Raw genomic sequence first — 21,484 nt, forward strand, 5'->3', positions numbered from 1 at the left:
TTACGCCCAGGTCATTAAGCCAATACCGCCATAACTCGCCAGATAGATGCTAACGGTTAATAACAGCACACTAGAAAACAAACAAAAATAACGGGCAACACTATTCAAGTCCTGCTTCCAGAAGCGCAAACTTTGTATACATCCAAACACAGCGAAGACAGCAAATAAAATGCTGCAAACAAATAATCCAATGGAATAAATCGTGGGACTGCCCAAGGCAGCAAAAGGATCATTGAGCAGACCCGCCACATTGAATACGTACATCGCGATAAATGCAGCACAGGATAAAAAAGGCCACAAACGAATTTGAATGGCGGCGCCCGACTCAATGTTTTTGTTAAGCCATCGAATCAACCAGACCCAAAACCAAAGAAGGTGTGTCAGAACTATCAGAAAGAATAAACCGCTCATGATCAATCGGCCATACACTGCAAAAGCACCGACCTTCTGGTAATAACGATTACCATATTGAATAGCGAAACCCTCTTGATCTTCCAACAACACCATCGATGCTTGCGCACCTTTCTCAGTACGAAATAGACGCTTACCAACGGCGATAAAAGGCGTTAGCTCACCTTTGATTAACTGGCCAAACTCAAGGCCTTTGGTAGTTACCTGCAAGCGCATTGCACCAAAGGTTTGTTCTGCAACTCGAGATATTTCCTGACGAGGATTCACTGGTAAATAGTAGCCCGCGAAAGACCTGGCATCTACTATGTCAAAAGACTGTTCTTGCGCTTGCTTAGGCACTTTTAAACGATAAGTTAAAAAGCTCTTAATCGCCTTAGAGATTTTACTTAAGGCTGCACCATCGCCCGAATTAATCATTACAACATAACCGACGCCATGGTTTGGCAAATAAGCTAACTCCGACAAACCACCATTCACTCCACCATTGTGTCCTTGATACACAAACAACTTATGAGTCGAAGAATAGTTCCCTAAACCATAGCCATTTTTCAGACCTGCCTGTGCTGCCAAAGTTGATTGAGGTTGTTCCATACGACGCAAAGAGGCGACACTTAACAAGGCTTCGCCATTGGCTTTGCCACGGGTCAGAAAAAAGCGCAGCAACTGAGCCATGTCACGGGCCGAGGCATTAATAGAACCCGATGGTCGCAACAAAATGTGCCAGTAAGGTTGGGCACGCGCCTGTAGATAAAGAGATGCCATCAGCTGTTTATTTTCTGGCTCAAAAAAAGTCGCCGAGAACATCTCTAAAGGTTGGAAAAAAGTTTGCTCTACGTAGGTTTCAAATGGAACGCCAGCAATCTTTTCTATGACATAAGCAGCAACCGCTGGTCCACTATTGGAATAAGACATTCGCTCACCTGGACGCCAACGAGACTCACGAGAATGCGGGTGATACTTCAGTCCATCCAATAAGGCGATAGGTTTAGGATCGTTATGAGCATACTCCACAAGGTGCATATCGTCCCAGCCCGTTGTATGTTCTAACAAATGCACCATTCGTACTGGATGAGTATCTTCCCAAGGATTACTAAACTCAACTTCTGGCGCCAGTTCTTTAAGAGTGGCATTTAAATCCAGACGTCCCTCTTCTTGTAACTTTAACGCCGCCAGAGACACCATCATTTTTGATACGGAGCCAATACGGAACAAAGTTTCCGCGGATGCAGAACGAGTTTTCTCAATATCTGCATGGCCTTTTCCTGCCACCCAGATATCCCGTTGCCGATCAACAATAGCAATTGCAGCACCAGGAGTGCGATGGAACTCCAGTATCTCACCAATTTTATCCTGCAACTGAGGCAGATTGGTTATCTGTGTTGATGCTGGCTCAGCGGCCACCGGACTTATTAACAGACATCCCAACAAAACAATCGCAAGTGCTCGCAACATAACCTCTTTCTCCAACCCTGACGTTGTGCAAGATCCCCCCAGACGTGGCAGCAGTGATCTTGATTAAACAATCATCGCTGACAGCGGGAATCCTTTAATACTGATATTAACGACAGCCAATATAGCATAGATAGGCTGTCACGCTTAACTCACACAGTCGAAACTGATATCCTTGCAGGTAAGTTTATTTTTTGGAAATAATCCCGTGACAAAGACAGCTTTTGTCAACAATACCCACTTAACGAATATGCTAACTCTGTTATTTTTGGCATCCATTGTTTTAACGTTAGTGGAACTTCTATTTGTTGGCGGCAATATTGAGGTTTTACGTAATACCACGCTTCCTCCCGATCAAATACCTCAACCAGAAGGCCTTGAAGCCTTTTTGAAAGCTACCAGCAGTGCCGTGGGTATTTCGCTCAATATTTGTTTTATTATCTGGTTCAAGCGCAGCTATCAAAACCTGAAAGCATGGGGTGTTGAAGGGTTAGGCTGGTCTCCCTTAATGGCCATCTTATGCTGGTTTATTCCTCTGGCCAATCTGGTTATTCCGTTATTAATCGCCATAGAAATCGATAAAGCCAGTCGCCCCGAAAGTATCGATCAAGATGGCAAGGCATGGAAGTCACTGCCAGTCGACAGACTGGTACTTATCTGGTGGGCAAGTTTTGTTGGTGCCATATTGGTATCGGTACGTCCTATGATAGGTTACAGCGGCACCATGACTCACGAGTTTTTAATCGGAGTGTTAGAACAACAATATATTGCTGCACCACTCACTATTCTGAGTGCCTACTTTGCAATGCGTATGGTTCAGCAAATCAACCGCAATCAGGTCCAACGTCAACAAATGAAGAATAACGACTTTCAATCGTTTATGGCGTAGAAAACAATCACTCTACTGGCTGTCGGGCAACAAAATTACTCACCGGGCGGCCATCTTCCAAATACTCAACCTCATCACACAGTATGTCAAAATCAGCAAACTCCTGCGCTAATTCACCAGGTTGTAACAAAAACGCAGGATTACGCGGAGAACCTATTTTTTCCGCTCCCTGCATAAAAGTTTGATAGGCAATCATTCCCCCCGGTGCAACCCATTGTTTCAATTGCTCAAATAAAGGGCGATGTAAATAACGACAAACCACCACGAGCTGAAAAGTTGATGGCAATGCTAACTGACTCGCAACAAAGTTTTTTTCGAGATCAGCCTGTAGAGTATGAACGGTGACCTTAAGGTGTTCTGCGGTAATCCGGCACCGTTCGATAGCAGTCGCAGAATAATCGACGCCATAAACTTTCAGTCCCCTTTGTGCAAGATAAATGGCATCTCTTCCAGAACCACAGGCAAGATCCAACGCTTGCCACTGAGACACATCAACATCTGCTAAAAACTCATCAGCAATGTGTTTCACAAAAGGAGCGGGTTGCCATAATGTGGTTTGACTGGCTCCTCGAGAAAAATACTTAGCATTTAAATTCGCAGCCTTTACCGCCTGCCATGATACATAAGCCTCAATTTGAAACTGCCGCTCGTCAAAAAAAGCTCGCGTTTCCTGCTCTTGTTCTTGCTCATAAATAACCACTAAAGCAATCGACTTTTTGGGCAACTCATGCATCCGAGCATACAAAGAATCCAAAGGCAGATTAGCACTGTCTTGCAAGTGCTCATTATCAAACTCACTACTTAATCGACAATCAACAACAGGGCGCTGTTGCTGCAACCAGCTTTGTAAAAATTCAATATTGATAGCCATCTGTCATTTATCCTGTCGAATCAGAGGAAACAACTTACCATAAGTCAGGCAACGCCATACCCACTCAGCAGGCCCGTATTCAAAGCGCTTAAGCCAGGCAACAGAAAAGCCTATGCAGACCACCCAGATCCCCAACACCCAAAGTAGCTGCTCGAACCGATCAAGTTGGCCAAACAACGCAAAGCCTGTTCCCCATAACAAAGAAGCACAAATAATCGATTGCATTAAGTAATTAGTGAATGCCATTTTACCAACACTGCTTAACGAACGTTTTATCAGGCTAGCATCAATATTCTTGCCCCAAACTAAGATAAGACTTAGATAACCTAGAGCGACGAAAAGGCTTCCCCAGTAATTAAACTGCGTTCCCCACGCCAGAGAGTACTTCCAGGAAAACTCGTGGTGCTCATTAAATAATACACCTTCCCATGTTAGCCAGTAACCCAATGCCAAACTCACCATCGCGACCAACAAATACGTTCTTGTTGAATATACTTGCTTGATAAAACCGCTTTTATATAAAGCCATTCCAATGAGCATTAAACCAACAATACGAAATCCGTACAAAACCAGATTCGATTGCAATACTAAAGCATGCTCTATACGTTGAGCATGAAGTTCAGACCAACTCCCATTTAAGGCTGCAATCTCAGCTTTGATTGCTTCAGCACCAGGCTGCCACAACGGCATAATGTCTTTGATCACATCTTCTTCGGGTAAGTGAGGCAATATCGCTCCGGTGCCCATCATGATAACGAACATACAGCTAACAAGACCTAGGCCAGTTATTAACAGGGTTCGAGCAGGTGACTGCAAAAATAGATAGGCAATGCAACCCGATACCGCATAAAGCGTTAAGATATCACCCCACCAAATTAGATAGGCATGCAACAAGCCAATGATCAGCAGCCAAAACATACGTACATAATGACGTTTACCACTGTATCCTTCTTTCTGAGTGACTCGCTCAGAAAATATGGCGATACCGACACCAAAGAGAACAGAAAATAACGTCATAAACTTCATATCAAACAACAAATGAGAACCTAACCAGATACCATAATTTGCCCCGGATAAATCACCAAAGGAGGTTGGGTTAGAATAGGCAGATATTGGCATGGTAAAGGACTGTATATTCATGACGAGAATGCCTAACACGGCAATACCACGGATTAAATCCAGAACTTTAATACGTTGACTGACAGCACTTGTCGTATTGATATCCACTAGAATGAACTTCCTTTGATAACCGAAAACCCTACGCCTTCACGTGGCAGGATTTCAGTACTTTTTAATGACAGTTTTAATGATAGATATAGACATCAGGAGTCCAGCTCCCGATGTTCTCATTACTTCGTTCAGTCCCTTGATTCGCTTTCTTATTACATTGATAAATATTTATTTTAAGCCGGAGATCGCCTTTCTCATGGCTTGCCATTCTTCGTCGTCAATATCACCGGCCTCATTAATACGCGGATAACGGATATCATGACGTAAACAAAACTCTTTAATATCGTCGTGTAACCATTCAAAAGTTAAACGCTCAGCCACATCATCAGCGATGGTGCGCTTACCATACATTCCCGCATCTTTACGCTGACGCTGTGCTTCATACAACACCAGAGCGGCGGCGACAGAAACATTAAGCGATTGCACCATGCCTACCATGGGGATCAAAATATGATGATCGGCAGCGTCAGCGGCTTCATCACTGACACCATATTTTTCGGCACCAACTAAAATACACGTAGGTTTGGTGTAATCGATATCCCGAAAGTCTTTAGCACGATCAGAAAAATGCGCCGCTAAAACCTGCATACCTTGAGACTTAACAGTCGTGATCCCTTCGTCTAATGTTTTGTGTACATGAGTGGTCACCCAACGGTTACTTCCCATGGCAGTGCCGCCACATTGGCGTACATTACCGGATGCCTGAACCGCGTGAATCTCCCCTACTCCAATCGCATCTCCCGTGCGCACAATAGCCGCCAAATTATGAGACTTGTGCACCTGATCCATCAATACCGTTAGATCGGTTTGACGGTTATCCAGCAACTCGTTAATGCGTTGAATGCGATTTTCTTTCATAAGTGATACTCGAAATTAGATAAATATAAGGGGGGTAACAAACGACTCAATCCAGCAGGAGCAGATAACACTGAGGACAGCTTGGTAGCTGCCCTCATCATTAATTATTCAATATATAGAACGGCATCCATTTCTACTTCTGAGCCCTTGGGTAACTCTTTAACTCCAATGGCTGCTCGAGCAGGATAAGGCTCGGCAAAATACTGCGCCATAATATCGTTAACAGTGGCAAAGCAGCTTAAATCCGTCAGGAAGATATTCAGTTTAACAACGTCCTGCAAACTACCGCCTGCCGCTTCGGCAACTGCCGATAGATTCTTAAATACTTGATGAATTTGAGCTTCAATACTCTCTGTTACTAATTCCATTGTTTCTGGAATTAGTGGGATCTGACCCGACAGATAAACAGTATTGCCAGCTTTAACAGCTTGAGAGTAAGTCCCGATAGCAGCAGGAGCTTTATCCGTTGCGATTATTTTTTTTGTCATGATTATTTCCTCATTGGGATAACAATTATTTGCTGCGTTGAATCTTGTTAACAAACGAATACTTGCGAACTTTTCGAATAATGTTCGCTAAATGCAATCGATTGCGTACAGTCATCAAAAAGTTCAATGCGTTGGTTGTTCCGTCCTGATGATCAATATCGATGTTAATGATATTGGCTTCAGCATCGGCAATAACACTGGTAACCTTCGCCAGTACGCCACGTTCATTGAACACATCCACACGAAGCTCAACAGAAAACTCACCCGAAATATCCGCTTCCCATTGTACTGGCATAAATTTATCAGGGCTTTTGTGTAGATCAGACACATTATTACATTCGACTCGATGAATAATAATGCCTCGACCCGCACTGACAAAAGCCACAATAGGATCATCAGGAATAGGATGACAACACTTGGCATAGCTCACCAGCAAGCCTTCGGTTCCACGAATCGCCAGAGGACGCTGCTCAGCGGACTCTTCTTTTTTGGCTTCTTCTTCTTCAGGCTCAAGACGGTGCGCCACCAAAATACTGGCCATCTGACCCAGGCCGATATCAGCTAACACGTCTTCAAAGGTTTTATGCTTGGTTTGCTTGGCAATGTCTTCTTTCAACTCATCGGAATAGTCATCCAAGGTTGTAGTATCCAAGGTTTTTTCCAGCAACCGTTTACCCAGATTAACCGCCTCATCACGACGCAGATTTTTCAGGTAATGGCGAATATTAGCTCGCGCTTTACCAGTTATCACAAAGCTTAACCAGGAAGGATTTGGTCGTGCTCCCGGAGCGGTAATAATCTCTACAGTCTGACCATTGTGTAAGGGAGTATTCAAAGGCTGTAACTGACGATCGATCTTACAAGCAATACAGCTATTGCCCACATCGGTATGAATGGCGTAAGCAAAATCGACAGCACTGGCACCAAGTGGCAACTCAATAATTGAGCCGTTCGGTGTAAAGACAAAGACTTCGTTCGGGAAGAGATCGACCTTCACACTCTCAATGAATTCGATAGAGTCGCCCGTGCGACTTTGCAGTTCCATCAAATTACGCATCCAGTCGCGAGCACGAACTTCGGCCGGATTGGATTCTTTGCCACTCTTGTAAAGCCAGTGTGCTGCCACACCATTTTCTGCCATCTGCTCCATAGACTCAGTACGGATCTGACATTCAACGTGCAACCCATGAGGGCCTTTAAGCGTGGTATGCAAAGATTGGTAGCCATTCGCTTTGGGGATAGCAATGTAATCTTTGAAGCGCCCAGGAACAGGCACATAAAGATTATGCAAAATGCCCAAAATGCGGTAACAAGTGTCTTCGGTATCAGCAATCACTCGAAAGCCATATACATCCATCACTTCTGCGAGCGATGCTTTTTTCTCGCGCATTTTGCGGAAGATACCAAACAGATCTTTTTCGCGCCCAACCACACGAGCATCGATGGCTTCGGCATCCATTCGTTCCTGGATCGAGCCAATGATGGTGTTCACAATCTCTTTGCGATTACCGCGGGCTTTTTTGACCGACTCTTTCAACACTCGGTAACGCATGGGGTAGAGTGCCGAAAAGCCTAAATCTTCCAGTTCGCTGCGAATACCATACATACCCAGACGCAGCGCGATGGGTGCATAAATCTCGAGAGTTTCGTTAGCAATGCGGCGGCGTTTCTCTGGCTTAAGTGAGCCCAGAGTGCGCATATTATGTAGGCGATCAGCCAGTTTAATGAGAATGACACGGATATCCTGCACCATGGCCATCATCATTTTGCGGAAGTTCTCTGCCTGAGCCTCGGCGCGGGTTTGAAATTTGATTTGGGTCAGCTTGCTGACGCCTTCAACCAGCTCAGCAACCTGCTCGCCAAAAGGTTCGGCGATTTCTTCTTTTGATACATCACAATCCTCGATCACATCATGCAGCAGTGCTGCCATAATGCTTTGTGGATCAAGGTGATATTCAGCCAGAATACGTGCGACTGCCACAGGGTGGGTTATGTAGGGGTCACCAGAAGAACGTAGCTGTCCATGATGGGCGTCGCGCGCCATAACATAGGCCTGTTCAACTTGCTTTACCTGCTCGTTATCGAGGTAAGTACCCAATTGTTCCTTTAAGCCGGCAAACAGATACAAAGTAATCCTCCGAAATCGCTGGCGTCTTGTAGAAAAACCAAATACGGCTCAATCTTATGAGAACACAACAACTTTTGTGTTCTCATAAGACCACAAAAGAAGCACACCGACAACGCGGAGGCTTCTTCTTAAGATAAAAGCACAGTGCTCACTATTCAATAGATTAAGGCGTGCACCCCTAGTCTGTGAGCAAAATAGCCTATTTTGGGCTAATGAGGTTGATTACTCAGCCATTTCTTCAGGGTCTTGAGCCAGCTTATCAACATTGTCGCGACTAACCAGACCTTTTTCGATTTCGCGTAAAGCAACAACGGTTGGCTTGTCATTATCCCACTCAACCATAGGATCTTGACCACCTGTCGCGATCTGGCGTGCACGCTTGGCAGCCAACATAATTAAATCGAAACGGTTGCCAGTTTTATCTACGGCGTCTTGAACGGTAACACGGGCCATTAAGTATCTCCACTCATCAAAATCTGTTCATATTCTTTTCAGTCTCTCACCACTCAAAGCGGCAGAGTCTTACAATATACCAGCTTTTTCGCTCTTGCCGAGCCAAAAAGGCCGCATATCATACCCTAAAACTTCTCTTAGGCCAAAAGCTTGTTTAATAATTGGGCATGCTTTTGACGCTGATAGCTACCACGCTGGCGTTCGGCGATTAAAATCGCTCTTAATTCGCCCAGAGCGACATCAAAATCGTCATTAATGACGATGTAATCGTACTCATTATAATGCGAAATTTCTTCGCGAGCCGCCGACATACGACGCTCAATCACCTCAGAATCATCCTGACCTCGGCCATGCAACCGTTGTTCTAATGCTTCTTTTGAAGGCGGTAGTATAAAAATAGTACGACACTCTGGCATCAGCTCACGGATCTGCCGTGCTCCCTGCCAATCGATCTCGAGTATAATATCGGTGCCTGCTTCGAGCTGCTCATTTACCCATTGTTGTGAAGTGCCGTAATAGTTGCCAAACACCTCTGCATACTCCAAAAAAGCCCCTTCAGAAATCATTTGCTTGAAGGTCTCAACCTCAGTGAAATGATAATCCACTCCATCCACCTCACCTTCGCGCTGATCGCGGGTGGTGTTAGAAACAGAAATGCGAACCCCTTGAAGATCTTTCAGTAATACTTTTAATAGACTTGTCTTTCCTGCTCCTGACGGCGCAGAAACAATATACAGCGTACCCTTTTCAGTCATAACGATGTTCTAACCTTCTTGTCTACGACTTAGATCGTATATTTTTTAATCTCTTATCTGGGTAAATGGCTTGGAATAGCACGATGATAAGGTTATCAATACCACTCGCTCGCTCATCTTGGTTTAATGGTAACAGATCAGAGCGAGACTTCACGACTTTCTCCTTGAAAATGTCACCCATCAGGTAAGAAGTTAAAATTCATCCTCGATAGCTGTCATAATCAGCTTTCATGGCCTGCTTACCAGCTGCTCCACTTTATGTCTTTGCTTCTGTAGTGAGCTCCAACCAAGAAAAACAGCAATCTGAGACACTTATTTTATCCGACGATCCGCAATACTGCTCCCGTTAACTCATGCGGAGTCGTTTATGTCACCAAACCAGCCAATCAACCTCAGCGCCGTCATCTCCCTTGCCCCAGTCAAAGTCAGTATGACCTGGCTGATGGTCATTATAGAAAACATCATGCTGATGCTGCTGCCTCTGTTTCTGGGCTATGCCATCGATGACGTTTTAAACCAGTCTACTGAGCGGGTTGTCAGTTTTGCTGCTTTATTACTGGGTCTGGTAGTCGTGGGTGTATTAAGGCGTTTTTATGACACTCGAGCTTATGGTGACATCCGAGTGCGGTTAGCGCATAAAGTAGAACAAAACCTACGCTCTGCGCCCATATCGACCAAAAATGCCCGATTGACCATGTCGCGCGAGCTGGTCGACTTTCTCGAAGAAGACTTACCGACATTAATGACGGCTCTGGTTCAACTGGTTGCCACCGTTCTTATTCTCGCCACCTTCCATCTTTATTTTGCGCTATCGGTATTAAGTGCAGGCATCTTAATGCTATTGCTCTATAGCCTGTTCCATCAAACATTCACGACTCTGAATGGCGAACTCAACGATCAATTAGAACAGCAGGTTAGCATTTTGGGCAGCCTGTCTCTTAGCGCCATCAGAAACCATTTTGTCCAGCTTAAACGCTGCGAAATCAAACTGTCTGATACTGAAGCTCTGGTGTACGGGCTGATCTTCACCCTGCTGTTTGCCGCTTTGCTGGGCAACTTAATGATGATTTCGCTATTAAACTCGCCGACCACCGGGCAGGTATTTTCTATTTTTTCTTATTCTCTGGAATTCGTTGAATCAGCCGTGATGTTGCCCGTCGCCTTACAAACCTTATCACGATTAGAAGAAATCAGTTCACGGCTGAATCAAACATCATCCATCTCTACCTTAAAGGAGGAACTGAATGAGGCTCAATAAAATTGGAGGGATCAGCGCTGGAGTGATAGCTATATTGATAGCACTGGTGATCGTCGATGAACTTGCTCCTGCCGCAGAAGTCCCAAAGGAAGCGGTCGTCATCAAGCCTATTGTCTCGGTTGTTACCGCGCCCCCACAAAACCACTCTCCAAATTTAACTCTTTTGGCAACTAGCCGTGCCCGCTGGCCTATACAGTTAAAAGCTTCCAGCAGTGCTCAGCTGGCCTGGCTGAACACCGCGATGGAACCTGGGCAACAAGTCACAAAGGGGACTCTACTGGCCAAGTTAGAAACCAGTGCTCTTGAGCTGCAACTGGCGCAAGCCGAAAGTGAAGTCATGCAGGCCGAGTTGAACTTAAAACAACAGCTACATGAGCAATCGGTTGCTCTCACTATGCTTTCTGCAAAAAAAGCCGCGCCTTTTGCTCGCAAAGAGCCTCAGGTCGCTGCAGCAAAGGCAGAACTCGCACGCGCCCAAATCCATGTTAAGAACGCGCAAAAACTCCTTGAAGAAGCGCAAATCATCGCTCCCTTTGATGCCGTTATTTTGCGTCGCGAAGTGAGCCCTGGTGAATGGATCAGTACTGGGCAAAATCTGTTTTTGCTGGCGAGTAGTAGCCATCTTGATATCCAGCTGCCCGTATCAGAAGCTCACTGGCCTCTTGTAAGTCAGTCGCTGACGGTGGCAGTACCGACAATCAAGATCATTGATCGACAAGGTCACCAATGGCCTGCCACCGTGCGTTATGTTGCACCAGAAATCCATTCCGTCACACGCCAGCGGCAAGTTGTGTTAACGGTCGCTCAACCTTACACAAGAGCAAGAACATTGCTGCCCAATCAGCAGGTTAAAGTCCACCTTCAACTTGGACAACAATCCAATATCGTCCAGTTGCCCTTAAGTTCGATTACTCGTGACGGTTATGTGTGGACGGTTAACGCTCAAGCTCAGCTTCAAAAAGAATGGATTGAGCCAATAGAACAACAAGGAAACATCGCCTACGTTCGTTTTCGCCAACAACCAGAGCAAACTCGTAAGGTAATCCTGTATCCCTTGAGCTCCATGTTAGTAGGCAAAGAAGTTGATGCACAGCTCGATACTCAGACAGCATCTAATCAGGCGGTGACACGATGAGCTGGCTTACCCGATGGTTTATCAATAACCCCGTAGGTGCCAACTTACTCATGCTGGCCATACTTGTCAGCGGAGTGTTGGCATTAGGTCAGCTCAGGGTTGAGTCTTTTCCACAAATTGCGCCTTCAAGCCTGGGTATTTACGTCACCTATCCTGGCGGGACTGCCCAGCAAATCGACCAGAGTGTGACTCAACGTGTCGAAGAAGCCATCAGCGGGATAGCAGGCATCAAGCAGGTAACCAGTCAATCAGAAGCGGGGCTATCTACGGTCACGGTACGCAAAACACCAGATACTGATCTTGATCGATTGCTCGAAGATATCCGCAATCGCGTTAACGCCATCAGTAACTTTCCGGTGCAGGCAGAAAAGCCGCAAATTGTGCGCGAAGAATTTACCAATCTGGCATCCTTTGTTGTTATTTCGGCTCCCCTCACCGACGAACAGTTGCAACCTTTTGCCCGCAAAGTTGAGGAAGCACTGAAAAAACACCCCAAGATTTCAAAAGTCTCCAACTGGGGCAGCCGCGCCCCTCAGTTAATCATCGAACCCAACCCGGATGAATTAGAAAGACTGGGCTTAACCCTGGAAAGGCTGGCACAAATCATTTTGCAAAGTTCCCTCGAAACCCGAACAGGTGAGCTGCTGAGCGATAAAGGACGCATGGTTATTCGAGGCGATGGTTATGCCGACACGCTGCAAAAACTCAAACAACTGCCAATTGTTGCTCAATCAGAAGGAACCATTTATTTAACCGATATCGCACGTTTGAAACGAGGATACCAACACAGTGGATCGGTGGTTAGAAACAATGGCGACAATGCCATCGCTTTGTTAATCAGTACCAGCCAAACCGATAACTTGCTTCACGTTAGCGAAGCCATCAATGAAACATTAGCCAAGCTTAAGACACAGCTTCCAGAAAATGTTGAGCTAAGCACGATGGCCGATATGGCTCCCTACATCGACGAGCAACTAACACGATTAGGAAACAATGCCTGGCAAGGTCTGCTGATCGTGTTAATTATCTTAGGCATTTTTTTGGAGCTTAGGCTGGCATTCTGGGTAGCCGTAGGCATTCCGGTTGCATTGAGTGGCACTTTGGCCGCCATGCAAATTGTCGATTACAGCATCAATGACATCACTCTGTTCGGATTCATACTGGTACTCGGTATTCTTGTGGATGATGCTGTAGTCGTTGGTGAAGCTATTCATGAACAGCGAAGTCAGAACTCTAATAATCTGGAAGCCGCCTGGAAGGGTGTCCATTCTGTTTCGGTTGCAACGGTCTTTGGTGTACTGACCACCATTGCTGCGTTTTCTCCTATGTTATGGATTAACAATGAACTGGCCAAGATACTTGCAGGATTTTCTGCCGTTGTTATTTTCGCTTTGATATTCTCGTTGATTGAAAGTAAATTCATCTTGCCATCTCATCTAGCTCAGTTATCCAATAAAAAGAAAACAACCGGGCTTTTTAGCAAGATACAATCCACAGCACAAAGTGGGCTGGACTTTTTTAACCAACGAATTTATCAGCCGATATTAGAACGAGCTCTGGATAATAAAGCGGCCTCTTTGCTTGGCTTTGTGGCCGCCATCCTGTTGGCTTATGGCATGTGGTCAACAGGTACCATTCGTAGTTCTATTTTTCCTGAAATTCCTGGCCGTTACATTACCGCTAAAGTGTCGCTAGAAGATGGCGCTCCATTGCCTTTGCAAACCAAAGCGTTAGCTCAGTTAGAAAGTTCGATAGGCCACATCAGCAACTCCTTGCAACAGCAGTATCTGCTGGATAAACCGATGCTGGTTAATTTGCTGGCCTGGTCTGATGGCAGTGGCGATATCGAAGTAACAGCAGAGCTAACCAGCGAGGCACTCAGTCAGCTACCCAGCCATCTGCTCACCGATCAATGGCGTGAGCAAACAGGTCGTATAGAAGGCGCTTATTCCATTTCTTTTAGCGCTGCCGATGCGCCTGCTGGAGGAACCTATATCACCATTGCTTCGTCTGATCGGGCTCTGGCAAAACGGGTAAGCAACACACTCGCCGAAGAGCTCAGTCGCTTACCAGGAGTAACCGATGTCTATGACGATGGCAAAAGCGGATTGCCTCAGGTGCGTCTTAAGCTTAATGAATATGGTCGCCAACTCGGTTTGACTCAAGACACCTTAGCCAGCCTGGCAGGCGAAGCCTTTGGTGAACGAGAAATTCATCGTCTATTGGAGCAGGGGCAAGAAACCAAAGTTTTACTTCAGTACCCTCGAGAAACCCGAAAAACTTTAAAACAGCTTGAGCAAAGCCCCATCGTGCTTGGCAGTGGTCAGAGTGTTTTATTGGGCGATGTAGCCGAACTTCGCTACGAACAGGAACCACAGGTGCTGTATCGTCACAACCGTGATCAAGTGATTAATCTCTACTGGAAGCAGAACCGTACCATTCAAGCACCCGAACAAACCATGACACAACTGTTGCCAGTGATTACAGAGTTACACCGTCAATATCCAGGCGTCATTATCAAATCAGCCGGAGAGTTTGAAGAAATAGATGAAGTCTCCGAAGGTTTTCGCAGTGCGATGATCCTGACGGTATTACTCATCTATGTGCTGCTGGCACTGCCACTCAAATCCTATTGGCAGCCACTGATTATTATGTCGGTGATCCCTTTTGGTTTTGCCGGTGCTATTTTTGGTCACTACCTGATGGATCTGCCTATCAGTTTATTATCCATGTTCGGAATGATGGCGATGACGGGTATTGTGATTAATGACTCATTGGTTTTGATCACTCGCTTTAATCACAACTACCGACAGGGAGTGCCAGTGAAACAAGCCTTGATCATCGCAGGAACTCAACGCATGCGTGCAATATTTCTGACCACGATAACAACGGTTTGCGGTTTGCTTCCGTTGTTGTCAGAAACCGCCGAGCAGGCACAATACCTTAAACCAGCAGCGGTATCGCTGGTGTTTGGAGAGCTTTTTGCTACAGCAGTGACCTTGATTTTAATTCCTGTGCTGCTTGGATTATCACACCGAAAACAAACCATAGAGCCGCGCCCACAACTGGTAGCAGAACCCGCATAGGATTGAATTTACTTCGGTAGCAGGCGATAGTTAGGGTATCGTCCGTTGCCGAAGTACCTTCATGACCGAAAAAAACCAACCGCCCTATGCATTGGTGCCAGAAATCGCGTTGCTGGATTCTTTGCCAGAGCATCTGCAAAAACGCTTTGCCGATGCTCTGGAGTTAATGCATTATCACCTTGAAGACGGCTTATCCTGGGAGCAAATTGCTAACAAAAGCGCCATCTCTCCCTATCACTTCCATCGTCAGTTTTGTCAATTGTTTAATGAAACGCCAGGACAATATCATAGTCGCATGCGCCTACAAAACGCCTTGCACTATCTGCTTCATGAATATTCCTACAGCATTACTGACATTGCTCACCGATGTGGCTTTTCTTCCTCCCAAGCATTAGGTAAAGCACTAAAAAGAGAATTAGGCATGACAGCAAAAGCCATTCGCATCTTGGGCCAAGAGGGTACTGCAGAAGAAACATCACTATTGCTGGAGAAAGTCGCTCATCCAGACGCAGAGTTCAATTTAGAAAATACTCTCGCCGATAAAATGCCAACGGAGCTGGTGTGGTATCCGCAAAGAGGCATGAAAATATTGCTCGAAGCTGAGAGTAATCTGGACTGGGTAATAGAACATTTTGGCAGTAAAGCCACACGCTTTATGAACGCCACTCCGATTAAAGAGTTAACAAAATCCTGGCAAGAAATGGAAACCTTTGTCGGCGATTGGCAGTGCGACCCGAAAGAATACGATGTCGTTATTGCGGAAGGATACTATCTTTGCAGCGAGGTGTATTTGTTTTCTGACGTCGCTTATTACGCGGCTTGTGAAAGCCTGTTTATTCAGGCAGAGAAAAAAAAGCTGAAGCTCGATGAATCAGGATTGTTTGTAGAAATTATTCGAGATCTGGATGAGTCTCCCAATGGTGGAATGACCTTTTCTTTTCAAATTCCAATTATTGATCAAGATGAACAGTAAGTTTTCCTCCAGCGTTATCTACGATAAGTGCAATCCTGCCTTGTATTGAATCTGGACAACGGTATCTCGAATATCAGATGCATCATTTAAGCTGTTAGTAAAAGCTGGCAGATAATGATTGGCAACATCCAAATTACAGCGAATTAACTCTTGCATTGCTTCTGGCTCGGGCGCTTTATCTCCTGTCCATAGTGTTGTCCGACATAAGAGATGACCGCGATCCTGATCCAGTTCAAAACAGGAGCGTCTAAGCCCGGTATTGACCCATGACATGGCTTCACGCGCATCCACTAACTGATGTTTTTCTAGTTGAATAGGCAAACCAGAATACATAATCACTTCTCCCGCTTCTGGAATGGTTCTAATACCTACCGATAGAACACCATGCTCTGCTGGCACTTCAAAGTGAAAAGAAGAAGGGCTGCCCTCTTCTTCTTTGTAAGTAATTCCATGTGATGCCAAAAAATTACGGACAGCAACATGGTGCGGATACGCTGGAGGGTTTGAGTACATGCTGCATCACCTTATAAAAAAAAGTTTATTATATTTCATCAAGCCACACCCAGACTTTACCATGACCTCCGGGATGAGTAACAGAGTTCGTTCTGTCTTCTACTTTGGTTACTACAAACGATGCGCCCGGTGGGAATAACACTTCGTCTTCAGGGTAATATCGAGACAATATTCTGATATCAACGCCGGTCTTAATTTTATTAACAATCCAACCCACTCGATAACTGGGGTCAATAAAGAATGTGTTTGTATTGTTGCGAGAGGTACTAAAGAAGTTATCTTTTGAATGCAGCGATCCTACCTGATAGGTTTGCATCAATACAGGCACATTTAATGGGCCTTGAAACTGTGCGTTATACACAGTTCCAGCATAAGGCGGAAGTTTACGTAACCCCGAAATGGCCGTTTGGATTTTTGGTACTTCTTCTATCAATGCTGCTCGTGCTGTACGTCCATCAGGCATAACAGTATTCGAAACATCTGCACTGTGTAAGAAATTCTGCCATGAACCCTCGCCTGCAGGTCCTGTATAAACAAAGATGGCAGCTTTTTCTTCGGCTGTAAGAGCTCCTAACCCAGCACCACCAAACCAATCAAATAAACGATTAAGTCCATACCAGATTCTAGATTCATTTACTTCACTACCAGTAAACTGCGGATCAACAGCTCCAGGAGAGTTAATATCAAGATCTGGACTCAAAGAAGCCCCCAGCTTAGCGTGTACGGTTCGTACTGCATCGGTTGATAAGTCAATGTTTTCTCTTGCTGCAATAGAAGACACTGTAACATCAAACATATTTGCGCCAATGTAAGTATCAATATAAGCTTTTAAAGTCGAGAGTGGAGCTGTCGTTCCTAATGCATTTAACGCTGCTAAATGACCTGCTGGTGGCTGACCAGCAATAGTGTGAATATCGTTAGCTAACTGCACGATATATTGCCGGTCGACAGGTCTTAATCCTCTGACGACTTTACGCGGAACGCCAGCCTGTAAGGCTTGTGCAGATTGGGCGTTTTCTAGATTTTCGGAGAAGACAGAGCGATAAAAGAAATCACCGTGATAGCGACGCATCAATCTCGCCATCATCAACCAGGCTTTAAAATGTGGTAAGTTTTGCGTGAGCCGCTCCCACACATTAGTTGTAAACAATGGCTCATAAATCGCTTTATTAGGAGCGACATGAAGAGAGACATTATTGGTTAGAGCCATGGCTTCTACGATACCTCGAACCACCACTAAATCATCAATGACATTTTGATTTAATCCAACCAGTAAGTCGGCAGGAATGCCATCAATATTGGCTCCGGTATTTTCTTCCAGTCCTGTCGTTCTTGTCGCTAAATCATCGGTTACCCCACCCAAGTTGGCATCCGTAGCCGCAACCAGAAGTTGCTGCCCAGAATTAAGCGCTACATTATGATGGTTTAATAACACTCCATACCATCGCTCGACATGAGCAGGGTGATGTTCGGCAAGATTGCGATAAGGGACTGAGTCGCGCACATGCATGTGTTGAACTTTATTAGCCGCTCTGGCTTTAGCTGCTGCATCAGCTGAAACCATCGCTGCGGCAGCTTCGTCTTTATAAGTGGTGTTGGCAACAACATGATTTAAACGATCCAGGTCTATGACTGAGCGACTCGCTAAACCATTAATAACCGTTGCATCAAACCCCCAACCAATTAAACTGGCTTTCATGGTAGCAACATTAAAGTCAGCAGGCTCAACATCACCAGGCGCTAAATTACCAGATAAGGTATTTTTGTAAGCGTTCGATAAAAAGTAAGCAGGGAACTGATTGTCTGGCAATACATTTTGAAAGGTATTCGCTAACAAGGGCGCATAGTTTTGGTTGTCTTCATATTGCGCTCCCTTTTGCATCGGGTTTTGTGCAAAAGGAACACCTTGTGTCTCTGCCGCTTTCATGATTTCGAAGAAGCTGTGATCATGATTCGGTAACATCCAGCCTAACATTGCCAAACGCAATCGTCTTAAATCACCCGGAGCTCCTAGACCAACATTTTTGGCTCCTGCCATCATCATTGCAGTCGAACCCGATACACCAGCCTCCAAACGCGCGCCAATCGCTTGAGCTTGCTTATCAACACGACTATTGATCATTACCGAAATGGCTTCGCGTCCTTGCTCCCACTGCACATGATCACCAGTTGCCGTTTTCAAGCGATCAAATCGTGAAGGACCAAACATAGATTGATACCAGGTATTCGCGCCAACCCCTGCTCTTTCGTATAAAAGCTCTTTTTCCTGATCTGTCAGATCATTAATATCATCATAACTTAGCGTCGTTTGATCCGATAAATTAGCGCCAGCATTCACATTGTATTGTCTGTCTTTATTGGCTTCGTCAATTTGGGCGGACTCATTAGGCGCACCTCGCGCTATCGCGCTGAACATATCTGGCGCTCCAATATGGCTTGGAATAACTGGTGCTGTTGGAGGTCCGGTACGAACACCAATTTTTTCTCGCGCAGATGCCTGCTCTACGCGAGCTCTCAGTCCGGCATTTGCCAATAAGACTGCATTTAGTCCTGAGTCTTGACCAAATCCAGGTGTCACTCTTTCGTATTGAGCCGTTGATAAATCAATGACGCCATTCGCTCCCCTAACAGCATCATCTGAACGGAACGTTGACTGCGGTCGACGGGCTGACATCATGCCAGCAGCTTGTTCAGCTGCGTGACGTTCTTGATCCAACAAATCATCTGAAGCCACTTTGAGCCATTTTGCCAGATTGTTATTTCGAACGGCGTTATAAATAACTTTTAGCTTGGTGCGCATAGGCTGGTTAGGATTCATGGGAGTGAGACTATCAAATACTCGCTGAACATTTTGCCCGGTCATTTTGAATGCGCCGTAATATTTATCTCCTGTAACAAACTTAAACGATTGCCCATAGACGGTTTGTACCGCTTTTCCAGTGTGGGCCGCCCACGCATCAACAATATTTTTTACCCGTAACAAAAAAGCATCAGTAATGTTAATAGCCTGTGCATTGGTCGATAATCGAATTCCTAGTTTATATTCAAACTCCTCAGCTTTTTCGGCGTATTTTTGTTGAGCACGGACATCAATATTTTCTTTGCCTGTCGCCGATAAAGTCGCGTAGTTGAGTTGCAGCGACGGCTTTGCACTCGTCATCACCGGACTCTTCAAACCTATTTCAGCACCTGCCGCAGCCCGCTGCGCATCCAGCTCACTTTCCATCCGAGACGCAGATCCGGAACGTTGCTGTTGAATAACATGAGCCACCTCATGAGCGACCAAGCCTTTTGATGGTGTTGAGCTGGCAAAAGCCACGTCTTTATCCATCGCCGCTCCACTGGCACTCACATTGCTCAGCGCACTACTTTGCCCCAAATGAGCACGAACACCAGACAGGTCCTGACCGAAGCTCTGAGATAGTTCCCGCTGATAAGGCAATGATGAGCCACTGGTACTAAAAGCGGATGCCCATTTGGGTGAACTGGATGGTTGTGCGGCTCTTTGAATAGGTGGCGTCCGTCCACTATTGTTGGCGGCGTTCTGGAGTTGGGTAAGATGTTGATTTCGAGGACTGTTATTGCTGTTATTTAACAGTTGTTCATGTTTGTGAAGATCAGTCCGGCGACTGGACAATTGTATCGCCGCGTCGGAACTTCTAGAATCTGAAACCAGACTAGAAAAACGCTTTTTATCATCGACTGAACGTTGTCCTTCCTTCACAATAGGATCCCTCACAGGTCTGTTTTAACACACATCTTGTTTTGCGTTGGAGTACTCCCTCTCTAAATGAACATACGTCAGAGATGTTTTCATTATTGCTTCGACACGTAATTTTGTCTAATAAACAACCAGAACTTTCAGTCAGATCGAAGGAAACATCTCAAAGCCTATTTTATCAGCAGCGCAGTCGGTACTTAGGTTTCTGCAAAATGTCCGATTCTGTACGAAAGATGTCATTTAAGACATTATTAATTACCGCTATAGTAAAGCCATGGTTCATCTTACGGTGAGTGATTCATGTCGACTCCGACACCTCATACCATCGCTTTTATAGGTTTTGACAAAGTGCAGCTACTGGATTTTGCAGGTCCTTTGGAATGCTTCCATATTGCCAATGAAATACTGCAATACGATCACTATCACACCAGCGTCATCGCAGAGAGCTCTCGCTTTAAAACAGAGTCTTACGTCACTATCTCAGCGGACGCTCTGTTAGCAGAGGCTGAAAGCTTTGACACCTTGGTCATCCCAGGTGGCGAAGGCAGCAGAATCAAAGAAATAGCCGCTCCTATCCAGGAGTGGTTAAACCATCACATAAATCAGTGTGGTCGCGTGCTCTCAGTCTGCACCGGTATTTTTTTGCTTGCTCATCACTCTTACCTGCACCATAAAGAAGTGGTTACCCACTGGGCTTTTGCCGAACAGCTACAGCAAAACTATCCTCTGCTCAAAGTGAACCACGAGCGCCTGTTTATCAAACAGGAAAACTTTTATTCGGCAGCGGGTATTCTCAGCGGTATTGATCTGGCATTGCATGTCATCGAAGAAGATCATGGCGTTGATGTAGCAGCTCACGTTGCGAAATATCTGGTCACCTACCTTAAACGTTCAGGTTATCAATCACAGTTTTCGCAGCCACTGCAATTACAGTCGGCCAATAACTCTCATCTTAAACGCGCTAACGACTGGATAAATGCCAACATCCATAACCCTATAACGGTCACTGAACTGGCCGAAGCCGTTCACCTGAGCGAACGACATTTAAACCGACTGATCCAGCAACACTATTTTATGGGCACCGCAGCTTATATTGAGCACCTTAAATTAGAACAATCCAAAGTGTTGTTAAGTTACAGCCAACATAATATTGATGTCATCGCCAAAGAAGTAGGGTATGCATCCGCCGCCAGTTTTCGACGCGGATTTAAACGCAAATATGGCATTGCTCCACAAAGTTATCAAAAACGATTTGCCTAACAGGAA

16 protein-coding genes are annotated in these 21,484 nt (G+C 45.4%); 6 read left to right on the forward strand and 10 right to left on the reverse strand.

Features of this window, described 5'->3' with window-relative positions:
• Entirely contained in the window at nt 1-1,863 is a 1,863-nt protein-coding gene (locus NH399_RS09685; protein ID WP_253039564.1) for a serine hydrolase, read from the reverse strand.
• A 205-nt stretch (nt 1,864-2,068) separates the two neighbouring features.
• Between NH399_RS09685 and NH399_RS09690 the strand changes: the two genes are divergently transcribed.
• A complete protein-coding gene (locus NH399_RS09690) occupies nt 2,069-2,749 on the forward strand; it encodes a DUF4328 domain-containing protein (protein ID WP_253039566.1) in 681 nt (226 codons plus the stop codon).
• A gap of 7 nt (nt 2,750-2,756) precedes the next feature.
• Here the strand turns inward: NH399_RS09690 and NH399_RS09695 are convergent, their stop codons facing one another.
• From NH399_RS09695 to gmk, 7 genes are all read right to left on the reverse strand, one after another.
• Entirely contained in the window at nt 2,757-3,620 is an 864-nt protein-coding gene (locus NH399_RS09695) for a methyltransferase domain-containing protein (protein ID WP_253039568.1), read from the reverse strand.
• Nucleotides 3,621-3,623: 3 nt separating this feature from the next.
• Nucleotides 3,624-4,847 carry a DUF418 domain-containing protein gene (locus NH399_RS25920; RefSeq protein WP_253039570.1) on the reverse strand — a complete coding sequence of 408 codons (1,224 nt, stop codon included), beginning with the start codon at nt 4,845-4,847 and terminating at the stop codon, nt 3,624-3,626.
• Nucleotides 4,848-5,018: 171 nt separating this feature from the next.
• Entirely contained in the window at nt 5,019-5,708 is a 690-nt protein-coding gene (gene trmH, locus NH399_RS09705; RefSeq protein ID WP_253039572.1) for a tRNA (guanosine(18)-2'-O)-methyltransferase TrmH, read from the reverse strand.
• A gap of 104 nt (nt 5,709-5,812) precedes the next feature.
• Entirely contained in the window at nt 5,813-6,196 is a 384-nt protein-coding gene (locus NH399_RS09710; RefSeq protein ID WP_253039574.1) for a RidA family protein, read from the reverse strand.
• A gap of 25 nt (nt 6,197-6,221) precedes the next feature.
• The gene (gene spoT, locus NH399_RS09715; RefSeq protein WP_253039576.1) at nt 6,222-8,324 is read right to left on the reverse strand and encodes a bifunctional GTP diphosphokinase/guanosine-3',5'-bis pyrophosphate 3'-pyrophosphohydrolase; all 2,103 of its coding nucleotides are present in this window, start codon (nt 8,322-8,324) and stop codon (nt 6,222-6,224) included.
• Between the two features lie 222 nt (nt 8,325-8,546).
• Nucleotides 8,547-8,777 carry a DNA-directed RNA polymerase subunit omega gene (gene rpoZ, locus NH399_RS09720; RefSeq protein ID WP_371876069.1) on the reverse strand — a complete coding sequence of 77 codons (231 nt, stop codon included), beginning with the start codon at nt 8,775-8,777 and terminating at the stop codon, nt 8,547-8,549.
• A 137-nt stretch (nt 8,778-8,914) separates the two neighbouring features.
• Nucleotides 8,915-9,532, reverse strand: coding sequence for a guanylate kinase (gmk, locus tag NH399_RS09725; protein ID WP_253039578.1), 618 nt, complete (start codon nt 9,530-9,532; stop codon nt 8,915-8,917).
• A 367-nt stretch (nt 9,533-9,899) separates the two neighbouring features.
• Between gmk and NH399_RS09730 the strand changes: the two genes are divergently transcribed.
• From NH399_RS09730 to NH399_RS09745, 4 genes are all read left to right on the forward strand, one after another.
• A complete protein-coding gene (locus tag NH399_RS09730; protein ID WP_253039580.1) occupies nt 9,900-10,790 on the forward strand; it encodes an ABC transporter six-transmembrane domain-containing protein in 891 nt (296 codons plus the stop codon).
• Nucleotides 10,777-11,925 carry an efflux RND transporter periplasmic adaptor subunit gene (locus NH399_RS09735; protein WP_253039582.1) on the forward strand — a complete coding sequence of 383 codons (1,149 nt, stop codon included), beginning with the start codon at nt 10,777-10,779 and terminating at the stop codon, nt 11,923-11,925. The genes NH399_RS09730 and NH399_RS09735 overlap by 14 nt, the downstream gene beginning before the upstream one ends.
• Nucleotides 11,922-15,011, forward strand: a complete 3,090-nt coding sequence (locus NH399_RS09740; protein WP_253039601.1) for an efflux RND transporter permease subunit — start codon at nt 11,922-11,924, stop codon at nt 15,009-15,011. Before NH399_RS09735 ends, NH399_RS09740 begins: the two co-directional genes overlap by 4 nt.
• Before the next feature lie 61 nt (nt 15,012-15,072).
• Nucleotides 15,073-15,984 carry a helix-turn-helix domain-containing protein gene (locus tag NH399_RS09745; RefSeq protein ID WP_253039603.1) on the forward strand — a complete coding sequence of 304 codons (912 nt, stop codon included), beginning with the start codon at nt 15,073-15,075 and terminating at the stop codon, nt 15,982-15,984.
• 18 nt (nt 15,985-16,002) lie between these two features.
• Here the strand turns inward: NH399_RS09745 and NH399_RS09750 are convergent, their stop codons facing one another.
• Together NH399_RS09750 and NH399_RS09755 are read right to left on the reverse strand one after the other, a co-directional pair.
• Complete coding sequence (locus NH399_RS09750; RefSeq protein ID WP_253039605.1) at nt 16,003-16,497, reverse strand: YbjN domain-containing protein; 495 nt, start codon at nt 16,495-16,497, stop codon at nt 16,003-16,005.
• A gap of 28 nt (nt 16,498-16,525) precedes the next feature.
• Nucleotides 16,526-20,221 carry a DUF4157 domain-containing protein gene (locus tag NH399_RS09755; protein ID WP_253039607.1) on the reverse strand — a complete coding sequence of 1,232 codons (3,696 nt, stop codon included), beginning with the start codon at nt 20,219-20,221 and terminating at the stop codon, nt 16,526-16,528.
• 297 nt (nt 20,222-20,518) lie between these two features.
• On the opposite strand from NH399_RS09755, the gene NH399_RS09760 reads away from it, so the two are divergent.
• The gene (locus tag NH399_RS09760; RefSeq protein ID WP_253039617.1) at nt 20,519-21,478 is read left to right on the forward strand and encodes a GlxA family transcriptional regulator; all 960 of its coding nucleotides are present in this window, start codon (nt 20,519-20,521) and stop codon (nt 21,476-21,478) included.
• Nucleotides 21,479-21,484: the final 6 nt, after the last annotated feature.

This window comes from Pleionea sp. CnH1-48, assembly GCF_024124665.1.
Classification (GTDB): domain Bacteria; phylum Pseudomonadota; class Gammaproteobacteria; order Enterobacterales; family Kangiellaceae; genus JAMXSB01.